The organism is Acidovorax sp. Root568 (genome assembly GCF_001427445.1).
GTDB lineage: Bacteria > Pseudomonadota > Gammaproteobacteria > Burkholderiales > Burkholderiaceae_C > Acidovorax > Acidovorax delafieldii.
Genome location: NZ_LMGP01000006.1, coordinates 54,482 through 70,508 on the forward strand (window position 1 = coordinate 54,482; position 16,027 = coordinate 70,508).

The window sequence follows — 16,027 nt, forward strand, 5'->3', positions numbered from 1 at the left end:
TAGGGGCCAATCAATCCTGCCAACTGAGACACTGCACCAGACCTGTGCGCACTACACTACGTATCTCTTGCCAATGTGTCGCGATCTGAACGCTACAAGCCGCCACGCGAGCGGTGGCTCCACCGCGCCAAACAAAGCAAACTCGTCGCAAGCATGTATTTCGCCACGTTGACCCAAGAGTTGAATATTCTCGATTTCCCTATGGTTCGTGTGTTCATTGTGACGGGTACCTCGGCAATTTGCAGACCCGCACGACGCACCAGCAATAATGCGCCCAAATCCTGATAGTCCAGCAGTGTAGCCTCGCGTGATGCCAGAACCTCGATCGCCTGACGGCTATACAGCCGGAAGCCTGAGGTGAGGTCGCGCAGGTCAAAGCCCGCGAGATGGCGGAACCAGTCCCATGCAATTTGTCGGAGGCGGCTGGCGCGCTCGGGAAAGGCGCCAACTACGAGGTCAGCCTGTTCACGCACCTTGAGAAGTGTCGGAATTTCATCGACCTCGTGCTGGCCATCGGCATCCATGGTGATGACCGCTTGATATCCGTGCTGTCGCGCGTAACGTATGCCAGCTTGCATACCACCCCAAGCGCCTACTGGCAAGACGGGGCTAAGTACCTGTGCACCGTGCGCCTGTGCGATGTTTGCTGTTTCATCGGTGCTTTGGTCATTGACTACCAAAACGTCGTTCCAGCCCATGGCGCTAAGGCTAGACAATACCTTTCCGATGGTCAGGGCCTCGTTACGGGCGGGAATAACGATGAGCAAATCGCGGCTATTTTTTGCTGAGCGTGAGGCTTCAGGTGCAGCAAGGGCATACTGACCAGATATTGAGTCGACACAAGTTTTCATCGCAAACTGCGAGTGCAATGAGCGACGTCCGGCCTCTCCGAGTGCCAATCGGAGCGCCGGATGATTTCGCATATGTGCTATTGCGTTTATCCAAGCCTGCTCATCGTCGGGCGGTGCTTGCGTGCCTGATCCTGCAACATTGACCAGCCATGGCATTCCTGAGCCAGGTAACGACGACACAATACAGGGACGAGCATGGTACATGGCTTCCAGTAGTGCCAAGCCAAACGCTTCAGTCCGCTCTCTTGACGCTAGGCAAAATACATCGCAGCTTTCAAGCAATGCATGTTTTGTGTCGTCATCAACGGCGCCAAGCAGCTTTACGTTGGGGCTCTTACCCGATGGGGTGACAGCGTGTATAAGCGCTTGAAGATCGTTATGTAGCTCCCCGTCGCCGACGATGATTAACTCAGTATCCGTAAGATTGGCTATCGCTTTGATGAGCGTCTCAAAGCCTTTGTAATACGTTAATCGACCGACAGACAGTACACGCAGTTTGTTGGGTGTCCATATGGGCCTAAAGGCATATGGAGACTGCGGAAATTTGCTAATGTCGAGTGCGAGCGGGATCGCCACGCATTTCTCGTTCCAAGTGGTCAGCGGTTGACTGGCCGCTAGGTAGGCTGGGGACGTGGCTATGATGCGCGTCGCGCGCTCCAGCAAAGCTTGTTCAAATGGGCGATACACTTTGTACGCCAATGCGATGCCCAGTTTTATGCGCGAAACAACCACGTCCGAGTGCCAGTGCACCACCCAGGGCAATGCCTTTGCCTCGTCCACTGTGAGGATCCATAGAGCAGAGTTGTTCGGCATGTGCAGGTGAAGCACGTCAGGCCTGTATGTTTGAATGGCTTTCACCAATGCAGCGCGAAATCCCAGGGCTATGGGGGCGAAAACTACTTGAAACTGCACTGGAACCCGCGTCAACCATGGCGGATCCTCCGGCTCCGGAGTGCCGTGCACAATCGCTGCGGCCTCGATCCCACAGGCTCGTTGCTCCCTGATGAGGTCGGCCAAAAACACTTCCATCCCGCCCCGGTGTGGGGGGTAGAACTTTCCAATATGCAATACGCGCAACGCCACAGAATGCCACCCTGGTCTAAATCTGAAAGTGACTATCGTTTTTTGGCCGCTGCAATGAGGGACCGCATTTGGCGATACTGCGCATTCTGTGGATCCAGTCTGATCGCTTCATCCAGATCCTTGAGGCTGTCGGCCTCTTGGCCTGCTTGATGGCGTGCCAAAGCCCTGCCGTAGTACACAGGGGCGCCAGGGTGGGATGCGATGAGTGGGTCAAAGATTGCAAGAGCTGCTTGCGATTCGCCCTTGCCCACCAGAGCCATGCCCATGCCCAATCGCAGCCGCGGGTCATTGGGGTTGCTTTGAAGCAATGCCTTGAAGCCGGCGATGGCTTCGTCGTACCGCTGGGCGGCCATGGCCGTTTCGACCAGCCGGATGCGAATGGTCGGCACCACGCTCTGCTGCTGTCGGTCCTTCTCGGCCTGGGTCAATGCGATGCGAAAGCTCTCTAACGCGGGTACAACTTGCCCCAGCGCAGCCTGTGATTCGCCTTTGTGAAAGTGCAAACCAGCCTCGGAGTAGCCCTGCTCCTCGGCCGATAAAAATGCTTGAAGTGCTTCTTTGTGCTTCTTCTTGAGCTGAAGAATGACGCCCGTGTTGAACACGGCGCCGCTGCCCAGTTCTCCTCGGTCGCGCAGGGCGGATGCTGTGGCAATGTTCCGCTCAGCCTGCTCAACCATGCCCTTGCGTATGTAGATGGCCCCCAGATTCAAGAATGGACGGCTGCGTCCTACCGCATTGGGGGGGGCTTTGAGGTCTATCTTCTCGGCGGCATCCGTCCAGGCAGTTACTTCGTCGCTCAGCGAGAGATTGCGTTCCAGAGCAAAGGCGCCCAAGGCCAGTCCAAGCACGGTACCCAGTATGTAGATCGTGCGGGGCTTGAAGCCTGTGAGCGCCACTGCCAGTAATCCTGGAAGGGCTATGCCCCATAAATAGCTGCGATAAAGCACGAACGGGTCCTGCACCCACACGGTCGCAAATTCGGTGGCAAACCACAACATCGGAAAAAGCATGAGCAGCGCTACAAGGCTCAGGGCACCTGTGCGTCGCAAAAGCAGCCATGTCATACCCGCCATCAGGGTGACGTAGCCCACTGCACCCAGTATGTGCCACGACGAAGCAAACCCCAGCGGGAAGGCTGGTCGCAGGTCCAGGGACATCCATCCCACATAGGGCACTAGCCACAGCAATCCGTACGCAAAAAACAGTGCCGCCTGGTTGAGAATGCTGAGAGGAAACATCAGCTGGGTCACCCCCGGCTGCAGAGCTTCCAGCTGTTGGGCAAAAGCTTGCGACTGCGCGTCAAAGAGCCGGCCCACTACCGCGCCATAAAAGTGCAGAAGTACCCCGGTGACCACGGCCAAAAGCAGCAGGGTACTGCCCAGGAGTGCCGTGATTTTTTTCCAGCTGGGCCGCTTGACATGAATGTAGAGAGGCACAGCAAGAGCAATGGTCATGACCGCATGCTCCTTGGACAACACGGCGAGCAAGTAGCTCAGCAGTGCGCCCGCGTACCAGGCAACACGTTGTGTTTGCAGCCCACGCACGAACGCGAAGCAGGCCAACACCGCGAACAGCGTTGCCATGAGGATGGACCGCTGTATCAGGTAGCCCACAGCGTAGACCGCCATGGGGTGCAAGGCAAACAACGCTACGCCAACCCGCAAGGCAGCGCGCTGAGAGGACGCGAAGTGCGGTTGCTCCTCAATGTCCTGTGGAAAACGAGTCTGGCTCAAGAGCGCTTTGAAGAGCCCATACATCGCTGCTACTACGCCCAGATGCAGCGCGATGTTCACCATACGCTGCTTCCACCAGCCAGAGCCAAAGATCTGCTCTATCCATACAAAACTACCGTACGAAATCATGCGCTGCTTGATGTCCAGCAAGCTCCCGTAAACACCAAAGATGGAGCCTTCGGTCAGTCGCAAGTCATCAAACAGCAGTTCGTTGTTCAGCGTGGGCAGGTACACGCCCAACACGGCCAACAACACGATCAATGCGAAAAAATAGGGTGCTTTGCCGGATTCAGCCATGAGGGGCTTCAGGGAGAATGAGGGGCTTCAGGGAGAAGATGGGAGGCGCCAACCCGAGCGGGAGGCAAAGTGCAAAAGGCAGTGTAGCAGAGCAAAAAGTAAGGTGAACTGCAAAAAAATGTGTTCAAAAACATTAGGTTGCTGCACGCACGCAGATCGTTTGGAACCCGCGGACGCCCGATTTTGTGGGGCTCGGCATGCGTAGCAGGGTAACGCTGCTCAACGTTCGCCGATGAGCATCAAATCCAGGTTCTGCACCGCCGCCCCCGAGGCGCCCTTGCCCAGGTTGTCAAACACGGCGGTCAGCAGCACCTGGCCGTGGCGGGCGTTGTTGAACACCCCCAGCCGCAGCTGGTTGGTGCCGTTCAGGGCCTGCGGGTCCAGGTGCTCGGCCGCTTCTGTCGCGTCGGGAGGCATCACCTCGACAAATGGGGCGTTGGCATAGTGCTGCTGCAGGCAGGTGTGCAGGTGTTCGCCTTGCGTGCCGGGCGCGAGCTGCCGCAGATGCAGCCCGATGGTCAGCACGATGCCCTGGCGGAAGGCGCCGTACGAGGGCAGAAAAAACGGGCGCTGCGACAGCCCGGCGTGCTGCGCGATCTCGGGCGTGTGTTTGTGCTCCAGCTGCAGCCCGTAGACCTGGAAGGCATGCGCATGTGCTGCCTCGGGGCCTTCGTGTGCTTGCACCCGGGCACGCCCACCGCCGGAATACCCCGACACCGCATGGATGGTGAGCGCATGGTCGGTAGGCAACAAGCTGGCCTGCACCAGGGGCCGCAGCAGGGCGATGGCGCCTGTGGGGTAGCAGCCGGGGTTGCTGACCCGTTGCGCGTTGGCGATGCGCGCGGCCTGCGCCGCATCCATCTCTGGAAAGCCGTAAACCCATTGCGCGTCCGTGCGGTGGGCCGAGCTGGCGTCGATCACGCGCACGGCGGGGTTGTGGATGGCGGCCACGGCTTCGCGGGCGGCGGTGTCGGGCAGGCACAGGATGGCGATGTCGCAGCTGTTGATGGCTTCGGCGCGGCGGGTGGGGTTCTTGCGGTCGGCTTCGGGCAGTGTCAGCAGCTGCAGGTCGGTGCGGCCGTGCAGGCGCTGGTGGATTTGCAGGCCGGTGGTGCCTTGGTCGCCGTCAATAAAAACAAGGGGCTGGGTGGTCATGGTGCGGATTCCTGGCAGAGGTGGGAGATGGGATGTGGGAATCTTCAACGCCGGTCTAAAATTTGAAAAGTTGAATTTCACAAACATCAAGATCAGTTCTGCTGAACGTCATGCGCGAACTCAATCTCGACCGGCTGCGTACCCTGGTCACCATCGCTGACCTCGGCTCTTTCGCTGGAGCTGCCCGCACGCTGCACCTGGCGCCGCCCACGGTCAGCCTGCACATCGCCGACCTGGAGGGGTTGATCGGTGCGCCATTGCTGGTGCGCAAGCGGGGCGAGGTGCGGCCGTCCGGCGCGGGGGAGGTGCTAGTGGAGCGGGCGCGGCGTCTGCTGGCCGATGCCGACGAGGCCATGGACCTGGTACGGCGCCAGGTGCTGGGGCTGGAGGGGCGGGTGCGGCTGGGCGCGTCCACCGGCGCCATCGCGCACCTGCTGCCCCAGGCGCTGGAAGTGCTGGGCCAGCACCACCCCGGCATCGATGTTCAGGTGCTGGTGCTCACGTCGCAGGAGACTGTGTCGCGGTTGGCGCTGGGGGCATTGGATGTGGGCCTGGTGGCCTTGCCCATGGCCTCGGTGCGCGGGGTGACGGTGATGCCGTGGCGGCGCGACCCCGTGGTGGCGTTCGTCCCCTCGTCCTGGGAGGCACCCCGCAGGGTCACGCCTCAGTGGCTGGCGGGGCAGCCGTTGATCCTGAACGATGACGGCACCAGCCTGTCACGCCTGACGAGCGAATGGCTGGCCCTGGCGGGCGAGCAGCCCAAGGCGCGCATCCAGCTCAACTACAACGATGCCATCAAGAGCCTGGTGGCCGCCGGCTACGGGGCCACGCTGCTGCCACACGAGGCATCCACCGCCACGCCGCTGGACCCGCGCATTCGAATGCTGCCGGTGCAGCCCCGGCTGTGGCGGCCCCTGGGCATCGCCCACCGCGCGGGCCCGGTGGAGCGCGCCACCCAGCATGTGCTGGATGTGCTGTGGCAACAGAAGCAGGTGTGACGCGAAGCTGAACCGGGAATGTGCCGCCCCAGGCCGCCGCCTGTCGCTCAGGCTGCGTCGTCCCCGATGTGCAGCCGGGTGTCGGACACATAGCGGTGCGGCGGTACCTCCAGGTTGGTGGGCGCGGGCTTGTTCTTGAAGACGCGGCCCGCCAGGTCGAAGGTGGAGCCGTGGCAGGGACAAAAGAAGCCGCCCTGCCACTGGTCGCCCACGCTGGGGTTGGAGGTGCCTGCGGGCACGGCGGTGGGGGAGCAGCCGAGGTGGGTGCAGATACCCACCGTGACAAACACCTCCGGGCGGATGGAGCGTTGCGGATTGCGGGCGTACTCGGGTTGCTGGTCCTTGCGCGAGGCGGGGTCGGCCAGTGCGGCGTCTTGCTGCGGCAGGGCGGCCAGCATCTCGGGCGTACGCCGCATGATCCACACGGGCTTGCCGCGCCATTCCACCGTCTTCACGCCGCCGGGCGGCAGGTCGCTGATGTCTACCTCCACGCCGGCGCCCATGGCCCGCGCTCGTTCGCTGGAGGCCAAGCTGGACACCAGGGGCACGGCGACCCCTGCCGCCGCCACGCAGCCTGTGGCCGCCGTCAGCAGCATCAACTGCCGACGCTCTGCAGCGGGATCGCCCTCTGTGCCTGGAAGGGAGCCATTCGTTGTAGCGGGGTGGAGGGCCATGGGGGCTTTCTGAGAAGGAGGACGGGACGGGCTGTGGCACAGAAAAGGTTCTCGCCGGGGTGACAGCCACCGCCCGCATCGCTGCGAGCGGCTATGGCTTACCGCAAACCGCGTGCCATCGCCCTTAAGACCTGCGTGCCATGGCGCGTGCTGCATGAAAAGCCCGTGAATTCAACGGGTTGCGCGCGCGATGCGAGGCTTGCCCGCGCGCTGCGGGCCCGGCCGTGGCCGGATTCGCAGCCCGCTGTCTGCCAAACCGGCTGCCAACTGCCATCCATTGCAGTCCGCATGGCATAGATCAAAGGCCCGCTGCCGAAACCGGTGCACCGTTAGGGCCCTTGCATGTGCCAAGGTTTTTCCATGCCCCATCTCCCCGCACCACCTGCAGAACTGGTGTCCTTCCTGGAAGGCCTGGCCGATCCGCACATCCTGCTGGACGACCGCTATCGCATCCTGGCGGCCAATGGCGCCTATCGCCGCCAGTTCGGTGCAGCGGGCGGCGCGGAGGGCAGCGTGGTGGGGCGCACCTGCCACGCTGTGTCACACCACGCCAGCGTGCCCTGTGACCAGGCGGGCGAGTCCTGCCCGCTGGCGCAGGCGCGCGCCTCGGGGCAATGCGAACGGGTGCTGCATGTGCACCACACGGCCCAGGGTGAGGAATATGTGCAGATCGAGCTGATACCGGTGGCGGGGGCGGAGGGCACAACGGGATTTTTTGTGGAAAAGATGGTGCCTTTGCCGGTGGCGGCGCAGCCGGTGCCGTCCGCGCAGGGGCTCATTGGGCGTTCGCCCGCGTTCCAGAAGATGCTGGGCCTGGTGGCGCGGGTGGCGCCTTCGCGGGCTGCGGTGTTGCTGCTGGGCGAGTCGGGCACGGGCAAGGAGCTGGTGGCCCATGCCGTGCACCAGGGCAGCCTGCGCGCGCGGCGTGCGCTGGTGCCCGTGGACTGCTCCAGCATGCCCGAGGCGCTGTTCGAGTCCGAGCTGTTCGGGCATGAGAAAGGGGCGTTCACCGGTGCGGCCCAGGCCCGGCCGGGGCTGGTGGACGCGGCAGACGGTGGCACGCTGTTTCTGGACGAAGTGGGCGACATCCCGCTGCCGCTGCAGGTCAAGCTGCTGCGCCTGCTGGAGACCGGCACCTACCGCCGCGTGGGCAGCACCGAGCTGCGGCATGCCAACCTGCGCGTGGTGTCAGCCACGCACCGCAACCTGCAGCACATGGTGGCCGCAGGGCACTTTCGCGAAGACCTGTATTACCGCCTGAGCACGTTCCCCATCCACCTGCCACCGCTGCGCGAACGCCAGGGGGACACCGCTTTGCTGGCACGCGCGCTGCTGGAGCGCGTGGCGCCCCCGCCCCGCGCGCTGCAGTTGTCTGGCGCTGCGCTGGCCTTGCTGGAGGCGCAGCCGTACCCCGGCAATGTGCGGGAACTGCGCAACCTGCTGGAGCGCACCGCCTTGCTGTGCGATGGCGACAGCATCGGCGCGGAGCATGTGCAGCAAGCGCTTGCCTGTGGTCTGCCCCCGCTCGCGGGTGCGGTGGCTCAGGGCGCAGGGGTGCTGCCTGTATCGGTTGCGTTAGCGGGGCTATCACGCCGCCCCTTGCCCGACGACGAGGCCCTGCGCCAGGCCGTGGCTGCCCACCAGGGCAGCCGTTCAGCCCTGGCGCGGCGGCTGGGCATCAGCGAGCGATCGCTGTATCGGCGGCTGAAAACATTGGGTGCTTGACGCCAATAAGTGAAGAAATTGGCCTCAAGCGCATGTATTGATTGTGCTGGCAGCTATCTTTTATATAGCGTTTGGTGCGCCTTGCTGGCTTAGACCACCGCATCGGGCGCCAGCGCGCTCAGCACCATGCGCACGATCAGTTCCTCGGCCTTTTCGTAGTCGCGCTCGGTCAGGGCGGGTTTGCCCAGCAACAGGGCGAACTGGGCTTCCTGCTCCGCATACGCCTGGGTGACCGACCAGATGATGAACATCAGGTGCGTGAAGTTGACCTTGGCAATGCGGCCCTCGCGCGCCCAGCGCTCGAAGGTGCGCACCTCGGTCTTGAGCAGCGGCGCCACGCGTTCGGTGATGGCCGTGCCATACCGTGGTGCACCCGCAATCACCTCTTTGGTGAATACCTTGGCGCCCTGGGGGCGGGTGCGCGAATAGTGCAGCTTGGCGCGGATGTAGCGCCGAAGCGCCTGCTGGGGGTCATCGCTGTGCGACAGGTCTTCCATGCCCGCCAGCCACTGGGTGAGCACATCGTCCAGCACCCGCTGGTACAGCGCTTCCTTGCTCGGGAAGTAGTACAGCAGGTTGTGGCGGCTGATGCCGATGGCGGCGGCAATGCTCTCCAGCGATGCGCCCTCAAAGCCGAATTGCGCAAACTGATTCTCTGCCTCGGTAAGGATGCCCTGCTCCTTGAGCAGCCGCGAGGCCGTGGGGGCGCGGGGGGCGGACTCGTCGTGGGCGGGCGGGAGGGCCGCCTTGCGGGGACGCGGGGGCGGGGGGGCAGGGGACGGGCGGGCTGCAGTCATTGCACCATTGTGGAACAAGCCGGGGCCTGAAAACTGGCAATTGGCTGGCTGGAGGCTGGCACGCGGTTTGCTGTAGGGATTTTACCAATTGGTAAATTTTTACGGGTTGGTAAATTGACCCACAACGCAGGGCACCGCCGTCGCAAAGCAGCGGGCACCTGCACCCCACAGCGAGGACCACGATGAAACCTCCGAAGTTTGCGGGCACCAGCATTCACGCTGGTGCCGCATTGGTTGGCGCCACTGGCTGGCGTTCCACCGCTGCGCGGCGTGCGCTTGCACGCCCCCTGGGCGCCCAGACCCCCACCCTCACCCTCTCGGAGGAAACCTGATGGACACACCCGCAAGCCGTGCCTGCGGCATTCATGCCGCACGCCTGAACCTGGTCGACTACGCCGTCAACTTCAGCGACGCGCACCCGCCGCTCACCCGGGCGCAGGCGCTGATCGAGGCCGAGCGTTGCTACTACTGCCACGACGCGCCCTGCGCCACGGCATGTCCCACGGGCATCGACATCCCCTCGTTCATCCACCGCATTGCGCAGGACAACAACCGGGGCGCTGCCCGCGCCATCCTGGAGGCCAACCCGCTCGGTGGCATGTGCGCCCGCGTGTGCCCCACCGAGGTGCTGTGCGAACAGGCCTGCGTGCGCAACACCAACGAGGACAAGCCGGTGGAGATCGGCTCGTTGCAGCGCTACGCCACCGACGCCTTCTTTGCCCAGCCCGGTGCACCGCTGTTCCAGCGTGCAGCCGCCACCGGCAAGCGCGTGGCCGTGGTGGGCGCAGGGCCTGCGGGCCTGGCCTGTGCGCATGGCCTGGCCGTGCGCGGGCATGACGTGGTGCTGTTCGAGGCGCGCCCCAAGCTCGGCGGCCTCAACGAATATGGCCTGGCCAGCTACAAGACCGCCCACAACTTTGCGCAGAAGGAAGTGGAGTGGCTGCTGTCCATCGGTGGCATTGAGGTGCGCACCGGCCAGCAACTAGGCCGTGACATCACGCTCGACAGCCTGCTGGGCGCGTACGACGCGGTGTTCCTGGGCTTGGGCCTGCAGGGCGTGAACGCGCTGGGCGTGGCTGAGCCCACGGTCACCGGTCTGCGCAATGCGGTGGACTTCATCGCCGAGCTGCGCCAGAGCACCGACCTCTCGACCCTGCCGGTGGGCCGCCGCGTGGTGGTGATTGGTGGCGGCATGACGGCGGTGGATGCTGCCGTGCAGTCGCGCAAGCTGGGCGCCGAAGAAGTGACCATCGTCTACCGCCGCGGCGCCGAGGCCATGTCGGCGTCCGCTGTGGAGCAGCAGTGGGCGCAGACGAATGGTGTGACGATCCGCCACTGGGCTGCACCGAAAGAGGTGCTGAGCGAAAACGGTGCGGTGACGGGTGTGCGGTTCGCCGCCACGGCGCTGAGCGGCGGCAAGCTGGTGGAAACGGGCGAAACCTTCACGCTGGACGCCGACATGGTGCTCAAGGCCATTGGCCAGACCTTTGTGGCCGAACCCGTGGGCAACCGCATTGCACTGGAGGGCGGGCGCATCGCCACCGATGCCGAAGGCCAGACCAGCCTGCCGCGTGTATGGGCGGGTGGCGACTGCCGTGTGGGCGGCCGCGACCTCACGGTGGAAGCGGTGGAGCACGGCAAGGTCGCCGCTGTGTCCATCCACGCCGCACTGATGGCTTGAACCCCTTCACCCCAGTTTTCACGGGAGCACCCCATGGCAGACATTCGCAGCAATTTCCTGGGCATCCAAAGCCCTAACCCCTTCTGGCTGGCCTCCGCACCGCCCACCGACAAAGAGATCAACGTCACCCGCGCCTTTGAAGCGGGCTGGGGCGGCGTGGTGTGGAAGACGCTGGGCGAAGACCCACCCGTGGTCAACGTCAACGGCCCGCGCTACTCCACACTCATGTCGCAAGACCGCCGCGTGATCGGACTGAACAATATCGAGCTGATCACCGACCGGCCTCTGCAGACCAACCTCGAAGAGATCAAACGCGTCAAACGCAACTGGCCGGACCGCGCCATGATCGTCTCGCTGATGGTGCCGTGCGAGGAGCAGAGCTGGAAGAACATCCTGCCGCTCGTGGAAGACACCGGCGCCGACGGCATTGAACTCAACTTCGGCTGCCCCCACGGCATGAGCGAGCGCGGCATGGGCGCGGCCGTGGGCCAGGTGCCTGAATACATCCAGATGGTCACGGCCTGGTGCAAGCACTATAGCAAGCTGCCCGTGATCGTGAAGCTCACACCCAACATCACCGACGTGCGCCAGCCCGCACGCGCCGCCAAGGCGGGCGGAGCCGATGCGGTGTCGCTCATCAACACCATCAACTCCATCATGGGCGTGGACCTGGACCGTATGGTGATGAGTCCGAGCACGGACGGCTGGGGCTCGCACGGCGGCTACTGCGGCCCGGCCGTCAAGCCCATTGCGCTGAACATGGTGGCCGAGATCGCACGCGACGCGCAGACGGGGGGCCTGCCCATCAGCGGCATCGGCGGCATCACCACCTGGCGCGATGCGGCCGAGTACATCGCGCTGGGCTGCGGCACGGTGCAGGTGTGCACGGCCGCCATGGTGTATGGCTTCAAGATCGTGCAGGACATGTGCGACGGCCTGTCCAACTTCATGGACGAGCACGGCTACGCCACGCTCGACGACTTCAAGGGCCAGGCCGTGCCTACCGTGAAGGACTGGAAGAACCTCAACCTCAACCACATCGAAAAAGCTGTCATCAACCAGGATGCCTGCATCCAGTGCGGCCGCTGCCATGTGGTCTGCGAAGACACCTCGCACCAGGCCATCACCTTCACCAAAGAAGGCGGCGTGCGCAAGTTCGAGATCAACGAGGCCGAATGCGTGGGCTGCAACCTGTGCGTGTCGATCTGCCCCGTGCCCGAGTGCATCACCATGCGTGCGCTCGCGCCCGGCGAGGTGGATGTGCGCACCGGCAAGACGGTGACGGGCGAATACGCCAACTGGACCACGCACCCCAACAACCCGCAGCGCGTGTCTGCCGCAGCTTGACATGTGCCCCTGCGAGCTTGTGCCACAGACCCCGCAAGGCGTTGCGGCAGCACCCGTTGTGGTGCCGATTTGCAACGCATGCTGCACTGCATCTGGTGCAGTTCTTGCGTGATCTCTAGCATCGCTCGCTTCCCTTTGCCCGCCATCTGCCAGCGTGAGGGCGCTGGAACAGACAGCGGGTTGTGTGCAACCCCAACGACGTCTTTGACAGGAGTACAGGCATGACCAACAGTACCGGCAGCGCGGCCCATGTGGCGGGGCTGATGCCCGGCGATGCATCCAACACGCTCGCCAATGAAGATCTGCTCCCCACCACCGCCGCGCAGCGACACTGGACGTGGAAGGACTTTGCCGCACTCTGGGTGGGCATGGTCGTGTGTGTGCCCACCTACACCATGGCCAGCTCCATGCTGGACCAAGGCTTCACCTGGCAGATGGCCGTGTGGCTGGTGTTCCTGGCCAACTGCATCGTGCTGGTGCCCATGGTGCTCATCGGGCGCGTGGGGCCCCGGTACGGCGTGCCGTTCCCGGTGCTGGCGCGTGCATCGTTTGGCGTGAAAGGCGCCAACCTGCCCGCCGTGCTGCGCGGGCTGGTGGCGTGTGGCTGGTTCTCCATCAACTGCTACTTTGGCGCGCTGGCGCTGCACGGGTTCCTCAACATCCTGGGCATGGGGCTCGCGGGACCGGCCGATGGGCAGACCATCAGCACCTCGCAGTTCATGTGCTTTCTGGCGTTTTGGGCGGTGCACATCTGGTTCATCTGGAAGGGGCCGGAGTCCATCCGCATGCTGGAGGTGATTGCGGCGCCGCTGATGATCATTGCGTCCATCGCACTGGTTGTGGTGCTGATGATGAAGGTGCCCTCGGGCCAGCTCTTCAACCTGCCCGCCAAGGTGGTCGAGGGCGGCCCCAAGACCTGGGCGGCGCTCACCGGCCTGGTCGGCTTCTGGGCCACGCTGGCACTCAACATTCCGGACTTCACCCGCTTTGCCAAGTCGCAGAAGGACCAGGTGGTGGGGCAGGCCATCGGCCTGCCGATTCCCATGGCGCTGTTCTCCATGGTGGGCGTGATCGGCTTCTCTGCCTCGGCCATCCTGTATGGCAAGGCGCAACTGTTCCCTGATGGCCTGCTCACGCAGATGGGCAGCGTGGCCGCAGGCCTGGGCCTGCTGGTGATCTTGCTCGCCAACCTCACCACCAACGTGGCCGCCAACCTGGTTTCGCCGTCGTATGACTTCAGCCAGTGCGCGCCGTCCAAGATCAGCTTCCGCATGGGCGGCCTGATCGCTGCAGGCATCGGTCTGCTGTTCATGCCCTGGAAACTGCTGGCCACCTCGGGCGGCTACCTGTTCACCTGGCTGGGCGGCTACGGCACGCTGCTGGGCGCCATCGCGGGCATCCTGCTGGTGGACTACTACCTGGTGCGCAAGAGCGAGCTGAAGGTGGACGACCTGTACCGCCGTGGCGGTGAATACGAGTACAGCAACGGCTGGAATCTGCAGGCCCTGATCGCTTTCGCGCTGGGCGTGCTGCCCTGCCTGCCTGGCTACCTGGCGGTGTCGGGTGTGGTGGACAAGGCGGGCATGCCTGCCATCTGGCTGTCGCTGTTCGACTCGGGCTGGTTCTTCAGCCTGGCGGTGGCCGGCACCTACTACTACCTGACGGCCAAGAAGAAGTGACGCCCTGGACCCTGCCTGGGCCTGGTGCCAGCGCAGGGTCCCTTTTTTTGAATTGATCCGTATCCCTGAAGGAGACCCCCATGACCCAAGCCCTTGTGATCCGCGGTGGCACCGTGGTCAACGCCGACCGTGAACAGCGCGCCGATGTGTTGTGTGTCGATGGCCGCATCGTGGCCGTGGGGGACGACGCTGCGGCCCAGGCCCCTGCGGGTGCAGAGACGCTGGACGCCAGCGGCCAGTACGTGCTGCCCGGCGGCATCGACCCGCACACGCACATGCAGCTGCCGTTCATGGGCACCGTCACCATGGACGACTTCTTCACCGGCACGGCAGCCGCATTGGCTGGCGGCACCACGAGCATCATCGACTTCGTGATCCCCGACCCGCAGGAGTCCATCCTGGACGCCTACCGCAAGTGGCGCGGCTGGGCCGAGAAGTCTGCGGCGGACTATTCCTTCCACGTCGCCATCACCTGGTGGAGCGAGCAGGTGCGCGCCGACATGGGCACGCTGGTGCAGGACGAAGGCGTGAACAGTTTCAAGCACTTCATGGCCTACAAGAACGCCATCATGTGCGACGACGAAACCCTGGTGAACAGCTTCAAGCGCGCACTGGAGCTGGGCGCCATGCCCACGGTGCATGCCGAAAACGGCGAGCTGGTGTACCTGCTGCAGCAAGAGGTCGCCAAGATGGGCATCACCGGGCCTGAGGGCCACCCGCTGTCGCGCCCACCGATGGTGGAGGCCGAAGCCGCCAATCGCGCCATCGCCATTGCCGATGTGCTGGGCGTGCCGATCTACGTGGTCCACGTGAGCTGCATGGAATCGGCCGACGCCATTGCCCGCGCCCGTGCGCGCGGCCAGCGCGTGTACGGTGAAGTGCTGGCAGGCCACCTGCTGGTGGACGACAGCGTGTACCGCGATCCTGACTTTGCCAAGGCCGCCGCCTATGTGATGAGCCCGCCCTTCCGCCCCAAGGGCCACCAGGAGGCGCTGTGGCGCGGCCTGCAGTCGGGCCAGCTGCACACCACGGCCACGGACCACTGCACCTTCTGCGCCGCGCAAAAGGCCATGGGCAAGGAGAACTTCGCCAAGATCCCCAACGGCACGGGCGGCGTGGAGGAGCGCATGGCTGCGCTGTGGGATGGCGGCGTGAACACGGGGCGCCTCACCCCATCCGAGTTCGTGGCCATCACCTCGGCCAACGCGGCCAAGCTGTTCAACATCTACCCGCGCAAGGGCTACATCGGCGAAGGTGCCGATGCCGATCTGGTGCTGTGGGACCCGCAAGGCACCAAGACCTTCTCCGCCAAGACCCAGTTCAGCAAGGGCGACTTCAACATCTTTGAAGGCCGCACCGTGCGCGGCATCCCCAGCCACACCGTGAGCCAGGGCCGGGTGGTTTTTGCCAACGGTGACCTGCGCGCCGAGCAAGGCAAGGGCCGCTACATCAAGCGCCCCGCGTTTGGCGCTAACTTCCAGGCCGTACAAAAGCGTGCGCAGGACCTGGCCCCCTCGGCGGTGGCGCGCTAAGCGCTGCAATGCATCTGGAGAACACCATGGACACGAAAGTCAAACCCGACATCGAGAACCTGCGCATCAACGGCGAACGCCTGTGGGCATCGCTGATGGAGCTGGCGCAGATCGGCGCCACCCCCAAGGGCGGCGTGTGCCGCTTGACCCTCACCGACCTCGATAAACAAGGCCGCGACCTCGTCACCCGCTGGGCGCGCGAGGCAGGCATGACCGTCACCATCGACAAGATCGGCAACGGCTTCATGCGCCGCCCCGGCCGCAACAACAATTTGCCGCCCATCATGACCGGCAGCCACATCGACACCCAGCCCACCGGCGGCAAGTTCGACGGCAACTACGGCGTGCTCGCCGGCATCGAAGTGGTGCGCACGCTCAACGACCACGGCATCGAAACCGAGGCCCCCATCGAAGTGGCCTTCTGGACCAACGAAGAAGGCTCGCGCTTTGTGCCCGTGATGATGGGCTCCGGCGT

General features: G+C 64.0%; 13 protein-coding genes. 8 read left to right on the forward strand and 5 right to left on the reverse strand.

The genetic code is table 11. From position 1 onward, the window contains the following. Positions 1-92 precede the first annotated feature (92 nt). The 3 genes from ASD75_RS23190 to argC form a co-directional block, all read right to left on the reverse strand. A complete protein-coding gene (locus ASD75_RS23190; RefSeq protein WP_082564918.1) occupies positions 93-1,880 on the reverse strand; it encodes a glycosyltransferase in 1,788 nt (595 codons plus the stop codon). A gap of 86 nt (positions 1,881-1,966) precedes the next feature. After that, positions 1,967-3,964 carry a tetratricopeptide repeat protein gene (locus tag ASD75_RS06305; RefSeq protein WP_056744101.1) on the reverse strand — a complete coding sequence of 666 codons (1,998 nt, stop codon included), beginning with the start codon at positions 3,962-3,964 and terminating at the stop codon, positions 1,967-1,969. 219 nt (positions 3,965-4,183) lie between these two features. After that, positions 4,184-5,119, reverse strand: a complete 936-nt coding sequence (gene argC, locus ASD75_RS06310) for an N-acetyl-gamma-glutamyl-phosphate reductase (RefSeq protein ID WP_056744103.1) — start codon at positions 5,117-5,119, stop codon at positions 4,184-4,186. Between the two features lie 110 nt (positions 5,120-5,229). Between argC and ASD75_RS06315 the strand changes: the two genes are divergently transcribed. Continuing rightward, positions 5,230-6,117 (forward strand): LysR family transcriptional regulator, encoded by an 888-nt coding sequence (locus ASD75_RS06315; protein WP_056744106.1) that lies wholly within the window; start codon positions 5,230-5,232, stop codon positions 6,115-6,117. A gap of 47 nt (positions 6,118-6,164) precedes the next feature. Here the strand turns inward: ASD75_RS06315 and petA are convergent, their stop codons facing one another. Then, positions 6,165-6,791 carry a ubiquinol-cytochrome c reductase iron-sulfur subunit gene (gene petA / locus ASD75_RS06320; RefSeq protein ID WP_056744109.1) on the reverse strand — a complete coding sequence of 209 codons (627 nt, stop codon included), beginning with the start codon at positions 6,789-6,791 and terminating at the stop codon, positions 6,165-6,167. A 360-nt stretch (positions 6,792-7,151) separates the two neighbouring features. Here petA and ASD75_RS06325 point away from each other — a divergent pair, with 360 nt between their 5' ends. Further along, positions 7,152-8,516, forward strand: a complete 1,365-nt coding sequence (locus tag ASD75_RS06325) for a sigma-54-dependent Fis family transcriptional regulator (RefSeq protein WP_056744111.1) — start codon at positions 7,152-7,154, stop codon at positions 8,514-8,516. Between the two features lie 89 nt (positions 8,517-8,605). Here the strand turns inward: ASD75_RS06325 and ASD75_RS06330 are convergent, their stop codons facing one another. Beyond that, complete coding sequence (locus ASD75_RS06330) at positions 8,606-9,313, reverse strand: TetR/AcrR family transcriptional regulator (RefSeq protein WP_056744112.1); 708 nt, start codon at positions 9,311-9,313, stop codon at positions 8,606-8,608. A 182-nt stretch (positions 9,314-9,495) separates the two neighbouring features. Here ASD75_RS06330 and ASD75_RS23630 point away from each other — a divergent pair, with 182 nt between their 5' ends. The 6 genes from ASD75_RS23630 to ASD75_RS06355 all read left to right on the forward strand — a co-directional run. Then, on the forward strand, positions 9,496-9,645 hold the full coding sequence (locus ASD75_RS23630) for a hypothetical protein (RefSeq protein WP_156400955.1): 150 nt from the start codon (positions 9,496-9,498) through the stop codon (positions 9,643-9,645). Beyond that, complete coding sequence (locus ASD75_RS06335; protein WP_056744114.1) at positions 9,645-10,994, forward strand: NAD(P)-dependent oxidoreductase; 1,350 nt, start codon at positions 9,645-9,647, stop codon at positions 10,992-10,994. The genes ASD75_RS23630 and ASD75_RS06335 overlap by 1 nt, the downstream gene beginning before the upstream one ends. Positions 10,995-11,027: 33 nt before the next feature. Continuing rightward, entirely contained in the window at positions 11,028-12,341 is a 1,314-nt protein-coding gene (gene preA / locus ASD75_RS06340) for an NAD-dependent dihydropyrimidine dehydrogenase subunit PreA (protein ID WP_056744116.1), read from the forward strand. A gap of 221 nt (positions 12,342-12,562) precedes the next feature. Next, positions 12,563-14,020: an NCS1 family nucleobase:cation symporter-1 gene (locus ASD75_RS06345; protein WP_015012633.1), complete on the forward strand. Its 1,458-nt coding sequence runs from the start codon at positions 12,563-12,565 to the stop codon at positions 14,018-14,020. An 80-nt stretch (positions 14,021-14,100) separates the two neighbouring features. After that, on the forward strand, positions 14,101-15,552 hold the full coding sequence (hydA, locus tag ASD75_RS06350) for a dihydropyrimidinase (RefSeq protein ID WP_056744118.1): 1,452 nt from the start codon (positions 14,101-14,103) through the stop codon (positions 15,550-15,552). 26 nt (positions 15,553-15,578) lie between these two features. Then, a partial coding sequence (locus tag ASD75_RS06355) for a M20/M25/M40 family metallo-hydrolase (protein ID WP_156400956.1) occupies positions 15,579-16,027 on the forward strand: 449 nt, incomplete at its 3' end.

Bases quoted from the DNA above. Each gene is read 5' to 3' on its own strand.
- petA (WP_056744109.1), bottom strand. From the start codon at position 6,791: ATGGCCCTCCACCCCGCTACAACGAATGGCTCCCTTCCAGGCACAGAG.
- ASD75_RS06335 (WP_056744114.1), top strand. From the start codon at position 9,645: ATGGACACACCCGCAAGCCGTGCCTGCGGCATTCATGCCGCACGCCTG.
- ASD75_RS23630 (WP_156400955.1), top strand. From the start codon at position 9,496: ATGAAACCTCCGAAGTTTGCGGGCACCAGCATTCACGCTGGTGCCGCA.
- ASD75_RS06305 (WP_056744101.1), bottom strand. From the start codon at position 3,964: ATGGCTGAATCCGGCAAAGCACCCTATTTTTTCGCATTGATCGTGTTG.
- argC (WP_056744103.1), bottom strand. From the start codon at position 5,119: ATGACCACCCAGCCCCTTGTTTTTATTGACGGCGACCAAGGCACCACC.
- ASD75_RS06325 (WP_056744111.1), top strand. From the start codon at position 7,152: ATGCCCCATCTCCCCGCACCACCTGCAGAACTGGTGTCCTTCCTGGAA.
- hydA (WP_056744118.1), top strand. From the start codon at position 14,101: ATGACCCAAGCCCTTGTGATCCGCGGTGGCACCGTGGTCAACGCCGAC.
- ASD75_RS06315 (WP_056744106.1), top strand. From the start codon at position 5,230: ATGCGCGAACTCAATCTCGACCGGCTGCGTACCCTGGTCACCATCGCT.
- ASD75_RS23190 (WP_082564918.1), bottom strand. From the start codon at position 1,880: ATGGAAGTGTTTTTGGCCGACCTCATCAGGGAGCAACGAGCCTGTGGG.
- preA (WP_056744116.1), top strand. From the start codon at position 11,028: ATGGCAGACATTCGCAGCAATTTCCTGGGCATCCAAAGCCCTAACCCC.
- ASD75_RS06330 (WP_056744112.1), bottom strand. From the start codon at position 9,313: ATGACTGCAGCCCGCCCGTCCCCTGCCCCCCCGCCCCCGCGTCCCCGC.
- ASD75_RS06345 (WP_015012633.1), top strand. From the start codon at position 12,563: ATGACCAACAGTACCGGCAGCGCGGCCCATGTGGCGGGGCTGATGCCC.